General features: G+C 64.1%; 19 protein-coding genes. 10 read left to right on the top strand and 9 right to left on the bottom strand.

From position 1 onward, the window contains the following. Positions 1 to 3: 3 nt before the first annotated feature. On the bottom strand, positions 4 to 2,307 hold the full coding sequence (locus tag ACR9Y2_RS35405) for an ATP-dependent RNA helicase (RefSeq protein ID WP_435046625.1): 2,304 nt from the start codon (positions 2,305 to 2,307) through the stop codon (positions 4 to 6). 32 nt (positions 2,308 to 2,339) lie between these two features. On the opposite strand from ACR9Y2_RS35405, the gene ACR9Y2_RS35400 reads away from it, so the two are divergent. Beyond that, positions 2,340 to 3,473 carry a pyridoxal-phosphate-dependent aminotransferase family protein gene (locus ACR9Y2_RS35400; RefSeq protein ID WP_435046624.1) on the top strand — a complete coding sequence of 378 codons (1,134 nt, stop codon included), beginning with the start codon at positions 2,340 to 2,342 and terminating at the stop codon, positions 3,471 to 3,473. Between the two features lie 228 nt (positions 3,474 to 3,701). Then, a complete protein-coding gene (locus ACR9Y2_RS35395) occupies positions 3,702 to 5,582 on the top strand; it encodes an alpha-amylase family glycosyl hydrolase (RefSeq protein ID WP_435046623.1) in 1,881 nt (626 codons plus the stop codon). Between the two features lie 20 nt (positions 5,583 to 5,602). On the opposite strand, the gene ACR9Y2_RS35390 is transcribed toward ACR9Y2_RS35395, so the two are convergent. Then, the gene (locus ACR9Y2_RS35390) at positions 5,603 to 6,379 is read right to left on the bottom strand and encodes an SDR family oxidoreductase (RefSeq protein ID WP_435046622.1); all 777 of its coding nucleotides are present in this window, start codon (positions 6,377 to 6,379) and stop codon (positions 5,603 to 5,605) included. Here ACR9Y2_RS35390 and ACR9Y2_RS35385 point away from each other — a divergent pair. From ACR9Y2_RS35385 to ACR9Y2_RS35375, 3 genes are all read left to right on the top strand, one after another. Beyond that, positions 6,378 to 7,214 carry an SDR family NAD(P)-dependent oxidoreductase gene (locus ACR9Y2_RS35385; RefSeq protein WP_435046621.1) on the top strand — a complete coding sequence of 279 codons (837 nt, stop codon included), beginning with the start codon at positions 6,378 to 6,380 and terminating at the stop codon, positions 7,212 to 7,214. The genes ACR9Y2_RS35390 and ACR9Y2_RS35385 overlap by 2 nt on opposite strands. Before the next feature lie 21 nt (positions 7,215 to 7,235). Next, complete coding sequence (locus ACR9Y2_RS35380; protein WP_435046620.1) at positions 7,236 to 7,844, top strand: DUF1349 domain-containing protein; 609 nt, start codon at positions 7,236 to 7,238, stop codon at positions 7,842 to 7,844. Between the two features lie 192 nt (positions 7,845 to 8,036). Beyond that, the gene (locus ACR9Y2_RS35375) at positions 8,037 to 8,912 is read left to right on the top strand and encodes a GlcG/HbpS family heme-binding protein (RefSeq protein WP_435046619.1); all 876 of its coding nucleotides are present in this window, start codon (positions 8,037 to 8,039) and stop codon (positions 8,910 to 8,912) included. 70 nt (positions 8,913 to 8,982) lie between these two features. Here the strand turns inward: ACR9Y2_RS35375 and ACR9Y2_RS35370 are convergent, their stop codons facing one another. Together ACR9Y2_RS35370 and ACR9Y2_RS35365 are read right to left on the bottom strand one after the other, a co-directional pair. After that, a complete protein-coding gene (locus ACR9Y2_RS35370; protein WP_435046618.1) occupies positions 8,983 to 10,074 on the bottom strand; it encodes a sugar phosphate isomerase/epimerase family protein in 1,092 nt (363 codons plus the stop codon). Between the two features lie 184 nt (positions 10,075 to 10,258). Then, positions 10,259 to 10,723, bottom strand: coding sequence for a VOC family protein (locus ACR9Y2_RS35365; protein WP_435046617.1), 465 nt, complete (start codon positions 10,721 to 10,723; stop codon positions 10,259 to 10,261). Positions 10,724 to 10,920: 197 nt separating this feature from the next. Here ACR9Y2_RS35365 and ACR9Y2_RS35360 point away from each other — a divergent pair, with 197 nt between their 5' ends. Continuing rightward, positions 10,921 to 11,259: a P-II family nitrogen regulator gene (locus tag ACR9Y2_RS35360; protein WP_435046616.1), complete on the top strand. Its 339-nt coding sequence runs from the start codon at positions 10,921 to 10,923 to the stop codon at positions 11,257 to 11,259. Here ACR9Y2_RS35360 and ACR9Y2_RS35355 read toward each other — a convergent pair. After that, on the bottom strand, positions 11,256 to 12,149 hold the full coding sequence (locus ACR9Y2_RS35355; RefSeq protein ID WP_435046615.1) for a metallophosphoesterase: 894 nt from the start codon (positions 12,147 to 12,149) through the stop codon (positions 11,256 to 11,258). The genes ACR9Y2_RS35360 and ACR9Y2_RS35355 overlap by 4 nt on opposite strands. A 68-nt stretch (positions 12,150 to 12,217) precedes the next feature. Here ACR9Y2_RS35355 and ACR9Y2_RS35350 point away from each other — a divergent pair, with 68 nt between their 5' ends. Beyond that, positions 12,218 to 13,258, top strand: coding sequence for a glycosyl hydrolase (locus ACR9Y2_RS35350; RefSeq protein ID WP_435046614.1), 1,041 nt, complete (start codon positions 12,218 to 12,220; stop codon positions 13,256 to 13,258). Here the strand turns inward: ACR9Y2_RS35350 and ACR9Y2_RS35345 are convergent. Further along, positions 13,255 to 13,641 carry an ACT domain-containing protein gene (locus ACR9Y2_RS35345; protein WP_435046613.1) on the bottom strand — a complete coding sequence of 129 codons (387 nt, stop codon included), beginning with the start codon at positions 13,639 to 13,641 and terminating at the stop codon, positions 13,255 to 13,257. The genes ACR9Y2_RS35350 and ACR9Y2_RS35345 overlap by 4 nt on opposite strands. 74 nt (positions 13,642 to 13,715) lie before the next feature. On the opposite strand from ACR9Y2_RS35345, the gene ACR9Y2_RS35340 reads away from it, so the two are divergent. Then, on the top strand, positions 13,716 to 14,231 hold the full coding sequence (locus ACR9Y2_RS35340; RefSeq protein WP_435046612.1) for a hypothetical protein: 516 nt from the start codon (positions 13,716 to 13,718) through the stop codon (positions 14,229 to 14,231). Between the two features lie 4 nt (positions 14,232 to 14,235). On the opposite strand, the gene lepB is transcribed toward ACR9Y2_RS35340, so the two are convergent. Beyond that, positions 14,236 to 14,856, bottom strand: coding sequence for a signal peptidase I (gene lepB / locus ACR9Y2_RS35335; protein WP_435046611.1), 621 nt, complete (start codon positions 14,854 to 14,856; stop codon positions 14,236 to 14,238). Between the two features lie 116 nt (positions 14,857 to 14,972). Between lepB and ACR9Y2_RS35330 the strand changes: the two genes are divergently transcribed. Then, positions 14,973 to 15,380, top strand: a complete 408-nt coding sequence (locus ACR9Y2_RS35330) for a hypothetical protein (protein WP_435046610.1) — start codon at positions 14,973 to 14,975, stop codon at positions 15,378 to 15,380. Between the two features lie 210 nt (positions 15,381 to 15,590). Then, positions 15,591 to 17,384 carry an SPFH domain-containing protein gene (locus ACR9Y2_RS35325; protein WP_435046609.1) on the top strand — a complete coding sequence of 598 codons (1,794 nt, stop codon included), beginning with the start codon at positions 15,591 to 15,593 and terminating at the stop codon, positions 17,382 to 17,384. Between the two features lie 32 nt (positions 17,385 to 17,416). Here the strand turns inward: ACR9Y2_RS35325 and lhgO are convergent, their stop codons facing one another. Together lhgO and ACR9Y2_RS35315 are read right to left on the bottom strand one after the other, a co-directional pair. Further along, positions 17,417 to 18,625 carry an L-2-hydroxyglutarate oxidase gene (gene lhgO / locus ACR9Y2_RS35320; RefSeq protein WP_435046608.1) on the bottom strand — a complete coding sequence of 403 codons (1,209 nt, stop codon included), beginning with the start codon at positions 18,623 to 18,625 and terminating at the stop codon, positions 17,417 to 17,419. Positions 18,626 to 18,667: 42 nt separating this feature from the next. Further along, a complete protein-coding gene (locus ACR9Y2_RS35315) occupies positions 18,668 to 19,867 on the bottom strand; it encodes an O-antigen ligase family protein (RefSeq protein WP_435046607.1) in 1,200 nt (399 codons plus the stop codon). Positions 19,868 to 19,902: the final 35 nt, after the last annotated feature.

The following is a 19,902-nucleotide window of genomic DNA, read 5'->3' as shown; positions in this document are numbered from 1 at the left end:
TGCTTAATCTCTATAGACATTATAAGGATTTTCCGGCCAGGAATGCCGCGGATACCGCCGGGACAGCTCTTTCCGCACTTGAGGATACAGCCGCTCCCAGAACCCCGCCAGATCCTGGGTCATCTGCACCGGCCTGCGGTTGGGCGCCAGCAGGTGCACCACCAGTGGAGTGCCGTCGCCGATCCGGGGCGACTCGGCCATGCCGAAGAAGTCCTGCAGACGTGACGCGACCCACGGAGTCTGGCCCGCCGCATATTGCACTTTCGCGCGGCGGCCTGACGGTAATTTGATGGATTCCGGAGCCGCCCGCTCCAGCGTGCGCTGCGCATTCGGGCCGAGCCCATCCACCAGAGCCCGCTCCAGCCCGCCGTCCCGGGTCATCTGCTCCAGCTCGCGAAACGAGCTCAATCCGTGGCTCAAGGTGCGCAGGGCCGCTTCCAGATCGGGCTCCGTCAGACCAGCAAACGCGGCCCTGTTTCGCAGTGCGTGGACGGCCTCGGCGTCGGCAAACCGGTGCACCCCGGCTTCCACCGCCTTAGCCGCCAGCAGCGCGGCCGCCTGTTCAGAATCAGAGGTTTGCCCGCGCGACTCTTCCAGTACCAGGCTGTCGTAGAGCAGCGCACTGACGGCCTCCACCCGCTCCGCCATGCGGTTCCAGGTGACGGTCTCGCGCGCGGTGACGCGATCGGGAAACAGGTCCAGCAGCCAGTCCGCCTGAATCGGAGACGCCTGCCGCACGATCGGGAGCCCCTGGTCCGGCCGGTCCTCGATATCGAGTGCCACGAGGAACTCCGTCGTTTCCACGCCTTTGTCGTTCAACAGGACCGCCGATGCTCCGCCACTGAGCAGCAGTTCGTTGGACTTGCGGCGGCGCGCGACACGGTCTGGAAACGTGCGCAGGTAAGCCTGGGGCAACGGATCGTGGTGGCTTCGTTTCGGCGAAGTCAGACGCAGAAGCTGATCTTCGATCTGGGCGGCCTGCGGGCGATTCCCGGCGGCCAAACCAGCGGCAGCGGCACATCCTTCGGCGCCGCCGTGGATGGCTAGGGCAGCCAGGCGCGGATGCAGCGGCAAGGCGGCGATGCGGCGTCCGAAGGCAGTGATCGCGCCTTCCGCGTCCAGCGCACCCAGCCGGTGCAGGAGATCTTCAGCCGCGGTCAGTGCCGCCTCGGGCGGAGCGTCCAACCACTGCAGATCCAAGGGATTGCGCAACCCCGCGGCGTGCAGGTCCAGGCACAATTGAGCCAGCTCGCGGCGCGTGATCTCGGCCGTGTCGTAAGCCGGGCGGCGCAGCAGCTCTTCCTGGGTGTACAGGCGGATGACGCGGCCCGGTCCCGTGCGTCCAGCCCGGCCGGCCCGCTGTACGGCGGAGGCCTGCGCAACCCGTTGAATCTCAATGCGCGCCAGGCCGGTCCAGGGATTATCCTTCGGGATCCGCGCCAGGCCCGAGTCCACCACGGCCCGCACGCCTTCGATCGTGATGGAAGACTCGGCCACATTGGTCGACAGGATCACCTTCCGCTGCTCGGCCGGCGCGACAGCGCGATCCTGTTCCTGCGGGGAAAGATCGCCGTACAGCGGCAGCACGAGCACGCCGCGATGGTCCGCGAAACGTTGCAGCGCCCTCTGGCAGCGGCGAATCTCCGCGGCGCCCGGCAGGAATACCAGGATGTCGCCCTGGCCCTCTTCCTTCACCATCGTTTCCACGGCTTCCGTCACCTGGGTTTCCAGCGCGGCGGCGGAATGCGGCGTATACGCGACGGAAAGGTCAAATAACCGCCCCTCGCTGCGCAGCACCGGACACCCACCGAGAAACGAGGAAATCGGTTCGCCATGCAGCGTGGCGGACATCACGACCAGCCGCAAATCCGGGCGCCGGGTCTGCTGCAGCCGGTGGAGCAGCGCCAGTGCCAGATCCCCCTCCAGATGCCGTTCATGGAACTCATCCAGGATGACTGCATCCACATTCTTCAAGTCCGGATCAGTCAATAGCTGCCGGGTGAGCACCCCCTCCGTCAGGAACCGCAGCCGGGTAGCCGGCCCACCCACCTGTTCGAACCGCACCTGATACCCGACGGTCTGGCCGGGCTGTTCGCCCAGTTCGGACGCAACGCGGCGGGCCGCCAGCCGGGCCGCCAGGCGCCTGGGCTCGAGAACGAGGATCTGGCCCCTCACCGCCCCCAACAGGGCAGCCGGCACGCGCGTGGTCTTGCCCGCGCCGGGCGGGGCTTCGAGTACGAGATTCGGGGTGCTGCGCAGCGACTCGAGAATCGAGGGGATCAGCGCATCAACGGGGAGTGCGATCACGAGACCTACCTTTCAGAATAAACTGGTCAGTGATGTCCACCTCAGCCTCCGCCCTCAAAGCACCCACGAAGCTGCTCTTCGGACCCGGGCCGTCCCCGGTCCATCCGCGCGTCTACGAAGCCATGCGGCAGCCCATTGTGGGCCACCTGGATCCCTTCTTCTTCCAGGTCAACGAGGACATTCGTCAGGGCCTCAAGACCTGCTTCGGCACGGCCAATGAGTTCACCATGGTCATCTCGGGCACAGGCAGCGCCGGCATGGAATGCGCCGTGACCAACTTCGTGGAGCCGGGCGCCAAGGTGGCCGTCTTCGCCAATGGCTACTTCTCCGACCGGTTGACGGAGATGGCCCGCCGCCATGGCGGCGACGTCGTGCGGCTGGAGAAGCCCTGGGGCGAGACCTATACCGACGCCGAGGCGGCCGAATTCATCGCCAGCACGAAGCCGGCCGTGGTCGCCTTTGTGCAGGCGGAAACCTCCACCGGCGCCTACCAGTCCGGTGAAGCCATCTGCAAAGCCGCGCACGACGCCGGCGCGCTAGTCATCGCCGACTGCGTCACCAGCCTGGGCGGCATGCCCGTCCTGGTCGACGACCTGGGCATCGACATCGCCTATAGCGGCACACAGAAAGCGCTGGGGTGCCCCCCCGGACTGGCGCCCATCACCTGCTCTCCACTGGCCCTGGAATGGTTGAAGAACCGCAAGACGCCCACGGTGAGCTGGTATCTGGACCTCAAGCTGCTGCTGGACTACTACGAGAGCGCCCATCGTTACCACCACACGGCGCCCATCTCGATGTTCTACGCCCTGCACGAGTCCCTCGCGATCATCACGGAAGAGGGTCTGGAGAACCGCTGGGCGCGCCACAAGGCCAACCATGAGGCATTCGTCGCCGGCCTGGCCGAGCTCGGTGTGGGCATGCTGGTGGCCGAAGGCCAACGCCTGTGGACGCTGAATACCCCCTTCGTCCCGGCAGGCGTGAACGACATGAACGTCCGCAAGAAGCTGATGGCGGAGCACAGCATCGAGATCGCCGGTGGCCTGGGACCGTTGGGCGGCAAAGTCTTCCGCATCGGCACCATGGGTTACGGCTCCAGCCCCGAGAACGTCCAACTCCTGCTGGGCGCCCTGAAAGACGCTTTCCAGGCTGAAGGCTACGGCAAGTAGAACCCCGGCCCGGAGCCGCGAAACGCCCGGGCCTTGAATTACACAATGACAGTGGGGATCGCGTCGTCCCCGCTCCGCTCAATGCAATAGGCCGGAGCCTGCCCGCGCAAGAGAGGCAGGACCAGGCGGATCAACAGCCACGCGTGCAGCCAGGGGAGCATGTTCTGTCGTGCCCATCGCCCGGACTGAGGCTGCACTGCGGCCACCCTACTCTCGGAGGACCTTCGAATGTACGAGCAGTTTGGCGCTATAGTCGACCAGAACGACAAAACCGTCACGTTCCAGTTGTTCGTTCCCGACAACACCCTGGACCCGGACCAGTACGACAGCGGCGGCTCCCCCGGGCTGACCGATGTGTTCGTGGTGGGCGGCTTCCAGAACCCGCTCACCCGTATCTGGGATCCGGATCACCCCGTCCGGATGACTCCGTCGAAGTACACTGATCCCCAGACCGGGACGGTGAAGGGGCTGGTGTACACCTTCGTCTCGCCGCCCCTGCCCGACGGCTTCTACGAGTACAAATACCTGCTGCACTTCCTGGAGGCGGAGCCGCGCCAGATCACCGACCCCTGTTCGCGCTATGGCGGCACCGAGAATCAAAACTCCGGCTTTGTCGTCGGCGGAGCCGTGGCCACTGTCCAGCCGCTAGCCAATCCCCGCCGGCCCTACAGCGACCTCATCATCTACGAACTGATGATCGACGACTTCACGGCCATGCTGAAGCACGACGACGAGGCGCCCCTGCAGACCATCGCCCGGAAGCTGGACGACCTGGTCGCCCTCGGGATCAATGCCATCGAGTTCATGCCGTGGACCGCGTGGACCTATCCCGTCGACACCACGCTCGATTTCAGCTGGGGCTACAACCCGGTGCAGTACTTCTCCGTGGCCCACAAATACACGCTGAATCCGGATACCGAACTGGACAAGCTCGTCTACCTGAAGCGGCTCATCAACGAGTGTCATAAGCGGGACATTCATGTGATCATGGACGGCGTCTTCAACCACGCCGACGCCTCTCCGCCCGACCGCGGCTTCCCCTACTACTGGCTCTATCAGGAACCGGCCGATTCCCCCTATGTCGGCAACTTTGCCGACCATGCCTACTTCCAGGACCTCGACTACTCCAACCACTGCACTTTCGAATACATCCGCGACGCCTGCTTCTACTGGATGGACAAGTTCCAGATCGACGGCATCCGCCTGGACAATACGCTGGGCCTCTACAAGGCTGACGACCGAGCCCACGGGCTGCCCAGGCTCCTGTCGGAACTGCGCGCCCATTGCGCCGACACGGGGAACAAGAACTTCGCCCTGATCCTGGAACATAGCTGGGACTTTGAAGCCATCGACGTCACCAACAAAGTGGGCGCCACCAGTTGCTGGCTCGATCCCTTCCGCAGCCGCAATATGGACTACCTGGGCAACCGCCCCGAAGGCCGTCCCCAGGTGGAGCCCGGCCTGCTGCGCCTGCTGGATTCGCACCGCGACTTCGGCGCCGATCACACGCCCACCATCTACATCGAGAATCACGACCACCGCCGCTTCATGCTCAAGGCCGGTGGCCGGGGTTTCTGGTATCTCACCCAGCCTTACGTCATCGCCCTGTTCACGGCGCCCGGAGCGGTGCTCATCTACAACGGCCAGGAATTCGGGCTCGACAACGACATGCCCGAGGATGGCGATGGACGGGTCGTACCCCGCCCATTGAACTGGCTGCTGCGGCAGGCAGAACCCGGCCCCACCGTCTTCGCCCGCTACCAACAGATGATGAACATCCGGAATGCGCACCCGGGCCTGCGCAGCAACAATTTCTACCCCAACAACTGGGACGAATCGAATACGCAACGCAACGAGCACGGCTTCGGCATCGACCGCGCCGGCAACATCGTCGTCTACCACCGCTGGGGCGACGACGGGCAAGGACACCTGGAGCGCTTCTACGTCGCCTTGAACTTCTCCCAGTTCACGCAGCAGGTCTCGTTCGAAGTGCCGGACGCGGGCCCCTGGACCGACCTGATCAGCGGCAACACCGTCTCCGCGCAGGGTGGCCGTTTGAACGTGGAGCTCGGCTCGAACTGGGGCGCCATCTACTACAAGCGGGATTGAGCCAGGGCCAACAAGCGCCTCTACCCCCGCCCGACAAACGGCATGGTTGTGGCCATGACCGTCAGGAATTGAACGTTCGCGTCCAGCGGCAGTCCGGCCATGTACAGGATGGCCTCGGCCACATGGCGCACATCCATGCGCGGTTCCACCATCGTGGAGCCGTTGGCCTGCCGCACCCCGGACGTCATCCGTTCCGTCATTTCCGTGGCCGCGTTCCCGATGTCGATCTGGCCGCAGGCGATGTTGTGTTCACGGCCATCCAGGGAGATGCACTTGGTCAACCCCGTGATGGCATGCTTCGTCGCGGTGTAGGGCGCGGAGCCAGGCCGGGGCGCGTGCGCCGAGATCGACCCGTTGTTGATGATGCGGCCGCCGCACGGGTCCTGCTCTTTCATCAGCCGTATCGCCTGCTGGGCGCAAAGAAACGGCCCGGTGAGATTCACGGCCACCACCGCGCTCCATTGCTCGAACGACAGGTCCTCCATGGGGATGCCCGGGGCATTGGTGCCGGCATTGTTGAAGAGCAGGTCGAGCCGGCCAAAATGGGAGCGGATCGCGGCAAACAGCGCCTGCACCGATTCCGGCTGGCCGACATCCGTGGGGCACACCAGCGTGCTGCCGCCTTGGGGGGAGGCCAGCCCCGCTGTCTCCTGCAGCGGCCCTTCGCGCCGGCCCGCCAGCACTACGGAATAACCGGAGGACTGCAGCGCCAGCGCGCAGGCCCGGCCAATGCCGCTGCCGGCCCCGGTCACCAGGGCGATTCGTCGAGGGGTCGCTGCGGGCGTGTTGGAGAGCATGGCGAATGTTTCATTGTCTATCACCGGGGACAACGCGCAGGCCGGAGTGGGTAAGCTGGTCGGGATGGCTGAATTCCCGCGTTTCGATCTGACCGGACGGACGGCACTGGTGACGGGCGCCGCCCGCGGCCTGGGCCGTGCGATTTCCCTGGCCCTGGCGCATGCCGGAGCCGACGTCGCCCTCGGCCTGCGCGATGTTTCCTCCGATGGTGGCCTGACCGCTGAGATCGAAGCCATGGGACGCCGGGCGCTGCCGCTCCAGATGGACGTGTCGTCACTCCAACAGATTCAGGATTCCATTGACGCCGCCGCGGAACACTTCGGCCGGCTGGACATCCTCGTGAACAACGTGGGCCTGGCGGAAGTGAATCCGGCGGAACTGGTGAGCGAGGCCGAATACGACCGGCAGTTCTCCCTGAACGTGAAGAGCGCCTTCTTTGCCAGCCAGGCGGCCGCGCGCGTCATGCTGAAGCAGCGGGGCGGCTCGATTGTGACCCTGAGTTCGCAGGCCGGTTTCGTAGCCCTGCCCGGCGTATCCGTCTATTGCATGACCAAGGCCGCCCTGGTTCACATGACCCGGTGCCTGGCCGTGGAATGGGGCAAACACGGCATCCGCGTCAACGCCGTGGCGCCCACCTTCATCGCAACCCCGGGTAATGCGGACGTCCTAGCCGACGAGACCTTCCGCGCCGACGTGGTCGAACGCATCGCGGCTCTCCACCGCATTGGAGAACCCATGGAGGTGGCCGGAGCCGTGGTGTTCCTGGCATCGGACGCTGCTTCGATGGTCACCGGCCATACCATGCTGATCGATGGCGGCTGGACCGCCCGCTAAGCCATGCTTGAGAAAGAGGTCGTGATCTTGCCGAATGAACCCATCTTGCTGCCCGCGCTGCCGGGCGCTCTGCATTCCACCGTGCCTGATATCTGGCGGGTTGACGAGGACGTGCTCCACGGCCAGGCACAGCCGGGAACCGATCTTTTCCTCGACCCCATTGGCGACGCCCGCAAGCTGGATGCGGCCATGCTGCTCTTCCAACCGGACGCGGAATTCGCGCTCAGCGCCTGTGTGGAGGTGGACTTCCAGAGCACCTTCGATGCCGGCGTGCTCGTGCTCTACCAGGACGAGTCGAACTGGGCAAAACTCTGTTTCGAGTTCTCCCCGCAAGGGCGGCCGATGGTGGTGACCGTGGTAACCAGGGGCGTTTCGGACGACTGCAATTCCGTAACGATCGAGGGCAACCGGGTGTTTCTGAGAGCGGCGAGCATCGGCCGCGGCTTCGGCTTTCACTATGCCACCAGCGCCCACGGCCCGTGGCATCTGGCCCGCGCTTTCGGTCTGGAACCGCTGCCGGTGAAGGCCGGATTCCTGGTGCAATCGCCCATGGGCCAGGGCTGCCAGGTGCGTTTCAGCGCGATTTCGTACACGTCTTCCGGCTTGAAGGATCTGCGCAACGGCGAATAGACGCCGCACGCCAGGCAGAAGATTTTCTTTCCAGATTAACTGTATTGAGTTATAGTCAATTGGCTCCGGAAGCCTTCGAACCGCCAGACAGAGAGCGGCAGATGGTCGACGGAGGGAGGCCGGTCGTGTACGTCCCTGGCATCCGAACACTGATTTCGGAGGCCAGGAAAGATACCGTTTCGGAGGACGAACATGATACGACCCTGGGGTCCGGCCAAGAGTTTTGCGCTCTGCCTGATTTTCACCTTTTCTTTCACTGCCATTGGAGCCGCCTTTGATGACTCCCAAGGTAACGGGAACAACTCAGAGTGCTCCAATCTGCCCAGTTATTCGCAATTGAAGAGTGCGCTGGCGACGGCCACCGCGGCGGAAACCAGCGGACTGAACAATCAAATGTGGGCGACTCTCGTGAACCGCGACGGCGTCGTGTGCGCCGTGGCGTTCTCAGGCGAGAACCGCGGCGCCCAGTGGCCGGGCAGCCGAGTCATCTCCGCGCAGAAGGCCAACGCCGCCAACGCGTTCAGCCTCGACCCATCGTCTGATGACAACGGCTCGGGACAAGCGGGCGGCCTATCACTTTCCACCGCGAATCTCTATTCCGCCGTGCAGCCCGGCGGCAGCCTGTTCGGTCTACAACACAGCAACCCCGTGGACACCACCGTCGCCTACCGGGGCCCTTCCTCCAAGAACGGAACGAACAACGACCCCATGGTGGGTGACAAGATCGGCGGCGTGAACGTGTTCGGCGGCGGACTGGCGCTCTACGCCACCGGCCATAAGATCGTGGGCGGGGTCGGCGTCAGCGGCGACACCTCCTGCGCCGACCACAACATCGCCTGGCGCGTCCGGAGCATCCTGAAACTCGACCACATGGCCGTGAACGGAACACTGCCGGCGGTACCTGGGCCGGCCAGCCTGTTCAATGGCGACCCCACGCATCCGGACAACATCATCTTCGACATCGCCGCCAATATCAACGGCGGTACGGGCATCAGCGCCAGCGGCTTCGGCCACCCCAGCTGCCTGAATACCAGCGGGTCCAATACCCTGCCCGCGGTACAGCCCTAGATCGCACTCTTCCAGTGGATACAAGAATGCCGGCAGGCGCCGCGCGTCTGCCGGCATTCTTCCCGTGCGCCTAGAGTGCGGCCAGCACTTCCTTCATCAGGTAGCGCGCGCCGTCCACACCGTCCCACGGACCTTCTTCGTACTCCAGCGCGAAGATGCCCTGGAACTTGTTGGCCGTCATGATCCGCACACAGCGCTGCACATCCACTTCCTTCCAGCGGCTCCAGGTCTTGGCGTGCACCGTGGAGTGCGCATAGGGAGCCAGATCGTCGAGCGCATGGTACAGCATGTACTCGTGCTCCCAGTTGCAGAAGTCCGGTGAAGCCTCGCAGAAGGGATGGTTCACTTCGTCCAGGATGATGCGGACATGCAGCGGATTGGCGCTCAGGCCCCAGTGGTTCTCGATGGTGACCTTCACACCGACCTTCTGCCCGTAGTCAGCCATCTCCTTGAACGACTCAATCGCGTTGCCGAGATACTTCACCACTTCGTCGTTGCGCGGATAGTCCGATGTCGCCACGGCACTTGGGGCGATACGCGGCCCACCCGTGTTGACGCGCATGGTCTTGGCGCCCAGGATCGCAGCACCGTCCAGCCATTTCTTCGCTACTTCGATGCCGGCCTTGCGCTTCTCCGGATCCAGATCGCAGATGTCGCGCGGCGCGTTGTTGGAGATGTGATGGCAAAGCACCCCGCCCGCGGCCATCTTGCCTGCCAGCGTGGTGAGCCACTTCTTCGACGACGGCGTGGACGGGTCGAACTCGTAGACAGTGCGCTTGTTTTCGCCCATCATCACCGTCGAGCCGGCGTACATGCTCTGGTCCGTGACATCGCCAAACAGCGACGACCACAGATCCATGTGCCAGACGCCGGGGAACGTGTCTTTCGTGAACTGCGGGAAGTCGAGCATCGTAATCTGCCCGTACTTCTTGCGGAATGCTTCCACCTCGGGACTCACCGGACGCGTCGTGGGCCGGGATTTGAACAGCGTTCTGAGCGGCCAGGTGTTGGACGCCAGGCGTGCCAGCTTTTCCTTCTCTGTCAGGGCCCGAGCGACACCCGTACCCGGCCCGGCGTTGGCTGAGCCGGCAATCGCGACACCAGCCGTCGCGGCCTGGAGAAACGTTCTGCGGCCGGTCCCTTGAGCAGGCTTGTTCTGCAATTTAGTAGTCCCCTCTCGAATGGTGAGAACGGTAGGTGAGTGCCTACCTGCACTGGCATCCTGCACCCGCCCCGGAATACGTTGCCGCGCCCCGGAACTGAAGTGGATCCCATCGCACACTAACAGGATGCGCGCTCTGCTATCGAAAGGTTACAGGAGTGGCCAATTTTGCCCCTTCACCGCCCTACTTGGTGAGTTCCTCGAACCTGCGCTGCAACTCCTCCGGCGAAACCTCCTCGATTGTCTGCGCAAGCATCCACTCGTGCCCGAACGGATCCCGTACGACGGCGGTGCGCTGGCCGTAAAACTCGTCCTTCGGCGGACGTGTGATGGCCGCGCCGGCCTGGCTGGCCCGTTCCACCACGGCGTCGACCGCATCTACACTCAGATGCATCGCGATGGTGGCGCCGCCCAGCGACTCCGGACCGCGAATGCCCAACTCGGGATACTCATCGGCCAGAAAAAGCACCGCCGGCCCGATCCGGATCTCGGCGTGCCCAATCCGTCCGCCGGGCTCGGTAAGCCGCATAATTTCCTCCGCCCCAAACGCCTGCCTGTAGAAGTCGATGGCCTCCGCCGCGCGCCGCAATCGGAGGTAGGGCTGGACGCTGTGAATGGTCCCCGGCGCCGGCTCTTGCTGCTCATTCATGGTGATTCGCCTTCCCAGCGGAATTCGGCCTGAATCCAGGCCCTGTGGCTTCAGTGTAAGCCCCGGCGGGCGCCGGCGGATTGTACAACTTTTCCCTCCGCTGAACCGCCCCTGAATCCTTACATTCTCCTTATGCCCCCGCCATGACTTCCTTATGACGTCCGGAATAGTCTCGGGGTGGGAGGCAATTTCGGCTCATGCTGAAGATCGAAGCGAACATTCAACCATCCAGGCTCGATGACGTTCAGGCGGCACTGGAGCAGGAAGGCATCCAGGGCATCATGCTGTCCCAGATCATGGACCACGGCGGCCCGGACAGTCCCAAAGCCTTCTACCGGGGCGCCCGGTATCGCGCAAATTCGCCGAGGGTACGCCTGGAAATGCTCGTGTCCCACGAACGCGCCGAACAGGTAGTCGAACTGCTGAATCGCGTCGCACGCACCGGCCTGGGCGACGACGGCACCATCCTCGTCTACGAGGTAGCGGACGCAGTGCGCATCGGCCGCGGCGAACACCTGCAATACTTGCTCGTCTAGCGCAGCGGGAACCGGCGGCCCCCTTCGGCGCCGGCCTGCCGCACCACCAGTGAGTCAGGATAGACATCCACTACTTGGCAACTTTCAGTCACGGCGTGCTCCACCATGCCGGGCAACGTGAGGTAAGGGATCCCGGAGTGCAGCGCCGCACCGCCCTTGTGATCGTGGCCATTCATGTAGGCAGCCGTAGCCGGGCTGCCCTCCAGAATCCGCAGGACCTCCTCGTGATCCCACAGCAGATGCTCCGGCCGGCACGCCGCCGCCAGCACCGGAAAATGGTTGAAGACGACCACCCGACTGCCTTGAGCGGCGGCTCGCGTCAACGTCTCCCGCAGCCACTGCCGCTGCTCCGGGCCCAGTGCCCCGTTCCAGGTCTGGGCGTTCGGGACGCCCGCCTTCCGCAGGGCCTCCAGCGTCGCACGGCCTGCCTGCGCATGGGCATCACTCTCCGGCCAGCCGCCCGCGACGCTCTCGTTCATCCCGTCCAGTACCACAAACGTCCAGCCCTTCACAGTGAATGAGTAGTACGGCTTTGCGAGCCCCAGGGCCGCCATCAGTGTGGACCGGCCCGCCGTGAAGTCGTGATTGCCCAACACGTAGTAGCGCGGCGCCTGGACTTGGTCGTACACCCTGCGGATCACCTCGAGATTGCCCGCGCCTTCGTCGATCAGGTCGCCCAGGTGCACCACAAACTGCAGGCGTTCGCGATTCAACTGGTTTGCGCACGCGGCCAGTTTCGCCGTGGAGACGCGGTATTGCCGGCCCATCGCATCATCCTTGTCCGCATACTGCACGTCCGCAATCGCTCCAAAGGAGAACAGCGGCTGCTGGGCCGACGCAGGCCATTGCATGAGCATCGCGACACCGAGAATCAGGCCGAATCCGTGCATCCCACCAGTGTCTCCTGAACGCAGGGGCCCGGGTGGACGCCGCTGCCGGAGGGAGTACGATAGTCGGCGTGCACGCACTGATCTTTCCCCGCTGGACGAAGTCCTTCCTGCTGGCCCTGGTCACAGCCGGAGCCGCCTGCTTCCTCACCGCCCCCCTGAACGCACAACCAGGCAAGATCGCGGCCAAACCTCTATTCCGGGACCCTGTCCACGATGGCGCCGCCGATCCGGTGCTCGTCTGGAACCGCGCCGAAAAGCGCTGGTTCATGCTCTACACCAACCGCCGCGCCAATGTGCCCAACCTGCCCGGCGTCGCCTGGGTACACGGCACGCGCATCGGCATCGCCGAATCCGTCGACAACGGAGCTACCTGGAAATATCGCGGCGTGGCCGACATCGACTATGGCCAGCCCGACTACTCGCTCTGGGCCCCCGATGTCATCGACGACGGCAAGCTCTATCACATGTTCCTCTCCGTGGTCCCCGGCACTTTCCCCGATTGGAACGCCCCGCGCGATATCGTGCACCTCACCAGCACCGACCTCCTCCATTGGAGCCACGGCGTCAAACTGCCGCTCGCCTCAGACCGCGTCATCGACGCCACCGTCATCCGCCTGAAGAACGGCCAGTGGCGGCTCTGGTACAAGAACGAGCGCGACAAGAGCCACATCTACTACGCCGAAAGCCCCGACCTGAATCAGTGGAATCCGGGCGGAGTCGCCGTCGACGACCGCGCCGGAGAAGGCGCCAAGGTCTTTGAGTGGCAGGGCCGCTACTGGATGATCACGGATATGTGGAAAGGCATCGCCGTCTACTCCTCGCCCGATACCACCAAGTGGACAGCCCAGGCCGAACCCATCCTGCGCGACGGCGGCAAATTGCCCACCGACCGCGAGAAGGGCCAGCATGCGGACGTCGTCGTCAGCGGCGGGCGCGCCTACATCATCTACTTCACCCACCAGGGCGGAGCCGACGCCGATCCCGCGGTGCCCAACTCCGGCCGCCACACCCTCTTTCAGATCGCCGAATTGAAGTTGAAAGACGGGCAGCTCACCTGCGATCGGGACGAACCCGTCCGCGTCTGGCTGGCGCCGCCCACAAGCCGCTAAACAGTCAGTTCATGACCGGCTTCACGCAGCGCGACCAGCGCCCGCGACAGGTGCTCCTCCGGAATCAGCACCCAATCTGTGTCAAAGGTCGAGAGCGCAAAGATCGGCACCGATGCCTCCGCCAAAGGCTGCAGGAACGAAGCCAGAATCCCGGTCAGGGCGAAGTCGAACGGTCCGGCCAGTTGCAGGCAGGCCCAGCCAGCCTGTACGCGGATTCCCTCCGGCACCTGTTGCGCCGGGCAGACAACGGATAGCTCTTCGGGCGTACGGGTAATCGAGACGAAGCGCCCGCGCCCCGCCCAGGCTGGAATCTCTTCCTCCGCCCCCAGGCGGCACACCGCCCAAATGCCCTCCAGATGCCGGAACTTCAATCGATGGCCCATGCCCCGGAGCCTACCAAAGTGCAGGCAAGGATATTTAATCCATCGGCCGGACTCCTGGCGGAATCAAAGCTGCAATGACCCTGTCGATCCAGCTGCCGGACCAAGCCGGGCACCTGCAGAGCACCCTCCCGTCAAACTTGGCGGCGGTCACCCTGCTGGCCTTTGCTGTGTTCTATGGCGGCTGGCCCTGGGCGCTGATCGCAGCCATCTGGGTAGTGGCGCTGCGTACCTGGGAACAGGTGGGCTGGCCGATGCTGCAGGCCGCGGCCGCCGGACTGTTCTGGTTGGCGCTGTTCCACTGGACGGGCGACCGCCGCCTCTTCTTCCCGTTCAGCATGCAGGTGGCGGCCTCCGCGGCCTGCCTGTGGCGGATCAATGGCAAGTGGCCGGCGGTGGCGGTCGGAGCCCTGGTCACAGGCGTGTTCACCGGCATCCGCATCCTGCAGTTCGCCGGCGCCCACGTGCTGGGCGTCGAACTCCTGGTCGCCGCCGCGGTTCTCTGCATTGGCCTGGCCCTGCTGCCCCACATCGGGAAATGGGGCGCGTCCACCACCGCCGCTCTCCTCGCACTGGCCGGCCTGTTGCTCTAACCCGCTACCTGATCCTCTGAAACGTGCGCGCCCACCGCGTACCGCCGTTGGGATCCTTCGACCAGTACACAAACAACGGCGAACCCTGCACCGATTCCTCGGCAACGAAGCCGAAATACCTGCTGTCGAGCGAGTTGTCGCGGTTATCCCCCAGCACGAAGTAACAGCCCGCGGGCACCACAATCTCCCCGCTCTCGCGATGCTCCGCCAGCATCTTCTTGCCTGAGTCCGGCAGCGAGATGTTCGCTTCAGCCGGAAAGTTGTCCCGGTATTGATCCACAAAGGTCGTGCCGTGCCACGCGTAGGGTTCGTTCACCGCCTTGCCATTGCGAAACAGAAGTTTATTCACAAAATGAATCCGGTCGCCCGGCATTCCGGCAATTCGCTTGATGAATATATGCTGCGGCTCCGCCGGTGAGCGGAACGCGATCACGTCGCCCAGCGCCGGCCGTCCGTGCAGCGTCCCGACAATCAGATGGTCGCCCACCAGGATCGTCGACTCCATCGAGGCGCCGGGCACGACAAAGCCGCGAGCCACAAACGGAGTTCCGAGCAACAATACAGCCGCGGCGCAACTTCCAATCAGCAGTGCCCGGCGGCGAGTCAGGGATCGAATGGATGGCATCAGGAATTATGTCCTTTCATTCCTGACTCTCGTTACGCGGCCAACCTCGCCAGAGTTCCTGGACCATTTCGTGCGATTCCATCCCGCCTCCCCCACTCTCGGCTACAATACCCAGGATGAAGAGCGCCTTACTCGTCAGTCTGGTTCTCTATGGAGCCGCCTGCTGCCTCCCCGCCCTCGCCTTGCGCAAGACCGGCTCGCCCGACGACATCATGCTCGGCCTGCGGGCCCTCGCGGTTGGCTGGTCCGGCATCTTCGCCGGCGTGCTGGGCTGGTATGCCAACCCGGTCTGGCTCCTGGGTTTGGTCTTAGGTGCACTCCGCAAACCCACGGCCGCGGCCATCGCCGGAGTGCTAGCCGTCGCCATCGCCTGCACCGTCTTCTCCGACCTCGGCCGCGAACTGCCCGGAGATGAAGGAAATATCACGAAAACGGCGATCCTGCGCGTACTCCCCGGCTTCTATGTCTGGCTCGCCAGCTTTCTCGTTCTTCCCGTAGCCGCTTTCCTCCAACGCGGGAAGTAAACGCCATACCTACCTTCCGATTCCTGTCCGATTTCTGGAACAAATCAGCCCATCCGGGAGTATATTGCTGATGGAGGTCAGCCCCAACAGGCTGGTCCACCTCGTAGATGACTTACCTCGAAACCTTGCCATAGAGCGCAGCCGTCCGGCTAGCGCAGCGCAAGGAATCCCCCATACAGTTCTGATGCAGAGTCCGTACAAGGAGTTCATATGTCCGCGTATGTTCCGTACCTTTTGGCAGCGCTGATTATGGTCAGCGTTGTGGTGTTAAGCAAATTCCTACTCGGTTGGGTGCTGATCCGGGAAGACCAGGTCGGCCACATTGTGAAGAAGTTCGGCTCGAAGGATCTGCCGCAGGGCCGCATCGTCGCCCTCGAAGGCGAAGCCGGTTATCAGGCCCGCACCCTCGCGCCCGGACTGCACTTCTGGTATTGGCCCTGGATGTACCGCATCGACAAGCGCCCCATTCTTACCATTGAGTCCGGCAAGATCGGCATGGTCCTGGCGAAGGACGGCCAGTTGCTGCCCATGGACCGCATCCTCGCCCGCAAGGTAGCCTGTGACAACTTCCAGGACGCCGAAGCGTTCCTGCGCAATGGCGGGCAGAAAGGCAAACAGGCCGCCGTCCTCACGGCCGGCATGTACCGCATCAACCTCGTCCTGTTCGACGTGTTCAAGACTGATCTCATCAACATCCCTCCGGACAAAGTCGCCATCGTCACCGCCATGGACGGCGCGCCCATGCCCAAGGGCCAGATGGCTGCCCCCATCGTGGAAGGACACGCCAACTTCCAGGACCCCGATGCCTTCATCCAGGCCGGCGGCCACCGCGGCCTGCAGGAACAGATCATCATGGCCGGCCAGTTCAACCTGAATCCGTGGTTTGTCGACGTGAAGCTGGCCGACCTCTTTGAGGTCCCCATCGGCTACGTCGGCGTCGTGGTCAGCTTCGTCGGCAGCGACGAAAAAGACATCTCGGGCGAAGCGTTCACGCATGGCAATATCGTGCCTCGCGGCGGCAAGGGCGTCTGGTCAGAGCCCCTGTACCCCGGCAAGCACCCCCTGAACATGGAGTGTCTGCGCATCGAACTGGTGCCGACCACCAACATCGTGCTGAACTGGGCCAACGCCCGCAGCGAGGCGCACAAACTGGATGAGAAACTCTCCACCATCACCGTGCGCTCGCGGGACGGTTTTACCTTCAACCTCGACGTCAGCCAGATCATCAACATTGGCGCTACCAAAGCGCCCTGGGTGATCAGCCGTGTGGGTTCGGTCCGCAACCTCGTCAACCAGGTGCTGGAGCCGCTGGTCGGAAACTACTTCCGCAACAGCGCCCAGAACTATACGGTCCTCGACTTCCTGTCTGCCCGTTCCGATCGCCAGAAGGAGGCCCGCGAGCACATCAGCCGCGCCATCTCCGAGTACGACGTACAGAGCGTCGACAGCCTGATCGGCGACATCACTCCGCCCCCGTCCCTGATGGAGCCGCTCATCGCCCGCAAAATCGCTGAGGAACAGAAGAAGACCTACGACGCCGAACGCCTCGCCCAGGAGACCCGCAAGACGCTCGAGGCCGAGAAGGCGCTCGCCGAAAAGCAGCGCGAACTCGTCAACGAGGAACAGAACATCCTCATCGCCCAGCGCAAAGCGCAGGCCGCCGTCCGCCAGGCCGAAGGCGATTCCACCGCCATGTCGACCCGCGCCAACGGTGAAGCCGAGGCCATCCGCCGCCGCGGTACGGCCGAAGCCGAGATCCTGGCCGTCAAGGGCTCCAACGAAGCCACGGCCATCCAGGCCGTCGGTCTCGCCCGCGCCGAAGCCGCCCGCAAAGGCGTCGAGGCCATGGGGGAATACTACGGACTGCTCCAGATCTTCACGGCCCTGGCCGACAAGGGGATCCGCCTGACCCCCGATGTCATGGTCGCCGGCGGCGGTGGGAACGCCACAGCTTCAGAAGCCCTGGTTGCCCTGCTCGCCAGCCAACTGGCGAAGAAGAACTAACCTGTCCCAACCGGGGATGGCCCTTCGCGGGGCTATCCCCGCTTCACCACCGTACACAGCCGGTCGGCCACTTCCTCGCCAATGGCCAGGCTCGCAGTCGCAGCCGGGCTCGGAGCATTCAGGACATGCACCGCGTTCTGCCGCACGATGATCTCGAAATCCTCCACCAGCGACCCTTCCGGCTTCATGGCTTGCGCGCGCACTCCGGCGCCCGCTTCCACCAGGTCGTCCGGCTGCACCTCCGGCACCAGCGTCTGCAGCGAAGCGCAAAAGAGCTGCTTGCTGAACGATCGCCGCACCTCCGCCGTACACATCCGGAAGTGTTTGCCCAGGAAACGCCACAGTCCGATGAACGACAGGGCATCCGCCGCATCGCGCAAATCGAAGGAGGTCCGCGTATAGCCCTCCCGCTTCAGCGAAAGCACGGCGTTGGGCCCGGCCTCGATCCCACCCGCGATCATCCTCGTGAAATGCACGCCCAGGAACGGGAATGCCGGGTCAGCCACCGGATAGATCAGATTGCGGACCAGGTACTCCTTCTCCGGCTTGAGCTTGTAATAATCGCCGCGGAACGGCACGATCTTGACCTCGGGCCGTTCACCCGCCAGCTTCGCTACCCGATCCGCTTGCAGCCCCGCGCAACTGACGATGTACCCGCCTTTGAACTCGCCCCGTCCGGTGCGGGCGATCCATTCCCCGCCCCGGTACGTCAACCCTTGCACTCCGGCGCCGCACTCGACAGACCCGCCCCGCGCCCGTATGTCCGCCGCCAGCGTCTCACACACCAGCGGATAATCGACGATGCCTTCTTCCGGCACGTGCAGCCCGGCCAACCCGCCCACATGCGGCTCCAACTCGCGCATGCGTGGCGGATCCAGGATCTCCAGGCCGCGCAGCCCGTTGGCCGTGCCGCGCTCCAGCAGGTTCTGCAAACGTGGAATCTGCTCTTCCCTCGAAGCCACCACCAGCTTGCCGCACACGTCATGCCGGATCGACTTCTCCTGGCAATACTCCGTCAATTGCCGGATGCCGCGCACCGCCAGCCGCGCTTTGGCCGTACCCGGCCGGTAGGCCAACCCGCAGTGCATCACGCCCGAATTGTTGCCCGTCTGATGCCGCCCGACGCCTTCTTCCTTCTCCAACAGGGTCAGTTTGGCGTCCGGCATCCGCTGCAGAATCCGGACCGCGGAAGCCAGGCCCACCGCTCCGCCGCCAATCACAAGAATATGAGGCTCTGACATGACTCCCTTGGGGCCGCGCCCCTATTGATCAGGATACCGTTGTCAGGAATTCGACGCGGACCGCACCGCTCCACTCACCGCGCCCACCGCCGCCAAAGTCATCCCCAGGACCTCGCTGTCGCCCAGGTTGTACTCGAAACAGCCGCCCACCAGCACGCCAATCAGGATGGCCACTCCGCCGCGCAGCACCCATTCGGCGTCACCCGCGCCCCGCCGCAGTTGCCGCAACCAGTCCCACATCGTCGCGACGAAGAAGAAGATGACCGCAAACATCGCCGGCAACCCGCGCTCGGCCGCGAAGTGGATGTAGATGTTGTGCAGATGCTCGTAGTAGCCTTCGGGCAGCCTCTTCGGCAAATCCGGAGGCACATACTCCACAAAGTGCGGCCCCACGCGCTGCGGCCCCAGGCCGAACCAGGGATGCGCCTTGATCATCTCCAGCCCCGTCCAGAAGACATACTTGCGGTGGTCGTTCGAGTCCATCTGGCCATGCGGCTTTACCAGCGACATCACCCGGTCGCGTAGCGCCGCGGGACCCAGCAGAAAGGCCGCCAAGGCCAGCGCAGGCACCAGCGCCACCGTCCAGCGCTTCCAGTACCACAGCAGGTAAAGCACGCCCGCTCCGGTCGCAATCCACATCCCCCGCGTGAAGGCCAGCACCAGGGACAAGGCCACCAGTGGCAGGCACAGTGCGAACGCCCAGCGCAGCCGCTTCTCCGGGCGGCCCCACAGCCACAATGCCAGGCACAGCAGCAGGACAATCATCATCTGCCCGCTGAAGGTCATCCAGTGGCTGTTGAAGCCAGTGATGCGATCAGCCACATAGGCGGTATAGAAGTCCTTGCCGGCCGCCGACGCCTTCGACCACTTCATTCCGAATTGCCGCAACCCATCGATCGCCGAGAGCGTGCCCCCGGCCAGCCAGGCCACCGCCAGGCAGTAGACGTCCTTTACTTTGCACAACGCGGAAAACACGACGAACAGGGTCAGCCAGGCGTAGAACTTCTTCACCTGCGGCAGGCCGGAACGCGGAGCATCGCTCAGCGCCAGCGAGAGCAGTGTCCAGACGGCGAAGACCGCCAGCGCCTGCCAGTACCTGGGCGCCCGCCACGGCAGGCGGCCCACCAGCATCGCAGCCAACGCGAGGCCCAACAACACCTGCCAGGCGGCGATCGAGACGGCGCAGGATGTGGCCGCCCCCAGCGCGGCCCAGTATGCAATTCGCTGGAAATCTGGCTTCATGTGCGACGCAACTCAGTGTGACACAATGACATTCA

Source organism: Paludibaculum fermentans (genome assembly GCF_051172195.1).
Taxonomy (GTDB): domain Bacteria; phylum Acidobacteriota; class Terriglobia; order Bryobacterales; family Bryobacteraceae; genus Paludibaculum; species Paludibaculum fermentans_A.
Note: the sequence above shows the minus strand (reverse complement) of the source record. Positions and strands in the feature narration are given on the sequence as shown.

Excerpts from the sequence above, each read along its gene's own strand:
- ACR9Y2_RS35315 (WP_435046607.1), bottom strand. The coding sequence starts at position 19,867 with ATGAAGCCAGATTTCCAGCGAATTGCATACTGGGCCGCGCTGGGGGCG.
- ACR9Y2_RS35390 (WP_435046622.1), bottom strand. The coding sequence starts at position 6,379 with ATGCTCTCCAACACGCCCGCAGCGACCCCTCGACGAATCGCCCTGGTG.
- ACR9Y2_RS35345 (WP_435046613.1), bottom strand. The coding sequence starts at position 13,641 with ATGGGCCATCGATTGAAGTTCCGGCATCTGGAGGGCATTTGGGCGGTG.
- ACR9Y2_RS35355 (WP_435046615.1), bottom strand. The coding sequence starts at position 12,149 with ATGCACGGATTCGGCCTGATTCTCGGTGTCGCGATGCTCATGCAATGG.
- ACR9Y2_RS35360 (WP_435046616.1), top strand. The coding sequence starts at position 10,921 with ATGCTGAAGATCGAAGCGAACATTCAACCATCCAGGCTCGATGACGTT.
- ACR9Y2_RS35400 (WP_435046624.1), top strand. The coding sequence starts at position 2,340 with ATGTCCACCTCAGCCTCCGCCCTCAAAGCACCCACGAAGCTGCTCTTC.
- ACR9Y2_RS35325 (WP_435046609.1), top strand. The coding sequence starts at position 15,591 with ATGTCCGCGTATGTTCCGTACCTTTTGGCAGCGCTGATTATGGTCAGC.
- ACR9Y2_RS35365 (WP_435046617.1), bottom strand. The coding sequence starts at position 10,723 with ATGAATGAGCAGCAAGAGCCGGCGCCGGGGACCATTCACAGCGTCCAG.
- ACR9Y2_RS35340 (WP_435046612.1), top strand. The coding sequence starts at position 13,716 with ATGACCCTGTCGATCCAGCTGCCGGACCAAGCCGGGCACCTGCAGAGC.
- lepB (WP_435046611.1), bottom strand. The coding sequence starts at position 14,856 with ATGCCATCCATTCGATCCCTGACTCGCCGCCGGGCACTGCTGATTGGA.
- ACR9Y2_RS35330 (WP_435046610.1), top strand. The coding sequence starts at position 14,973 with ATGAAGAGCGCCTTACTCGTCAGTCTGGTTCTCTATGGAGCCGCCTGC.
- ACR9Y2_RS35395 (WP_435046623.1), top strand. The coding sequence starts at position 3,702 with ATGTACGAGCAGTTTGGCGCTATAGTCGACCAGAACGACAAAACCGTC.
- ACR9Y2_RS35385 (WP_435046621.1), top strand. The coding sequence starts at position 6,378 with ATGGCGAATGTTTCATTGTCTATCACCGGGGACAACGCGCAGGCCGGA.
- lhgO (WP_435046608.1), bottom strand. The coding sequence starts at position 18,625 with ATGTCAGAGCCTCATATTCTTGTGATTGGCGGCGGAGCGGTGGGCCTG.
- ACR9Y2_RS35375 (WP_435046619.1), top strand. The coding sequence starts at position 8,037 with ATGATACGACCCTGGGGTCCGGCCAAGAGTTTTGCGCTCTGCCTGATT.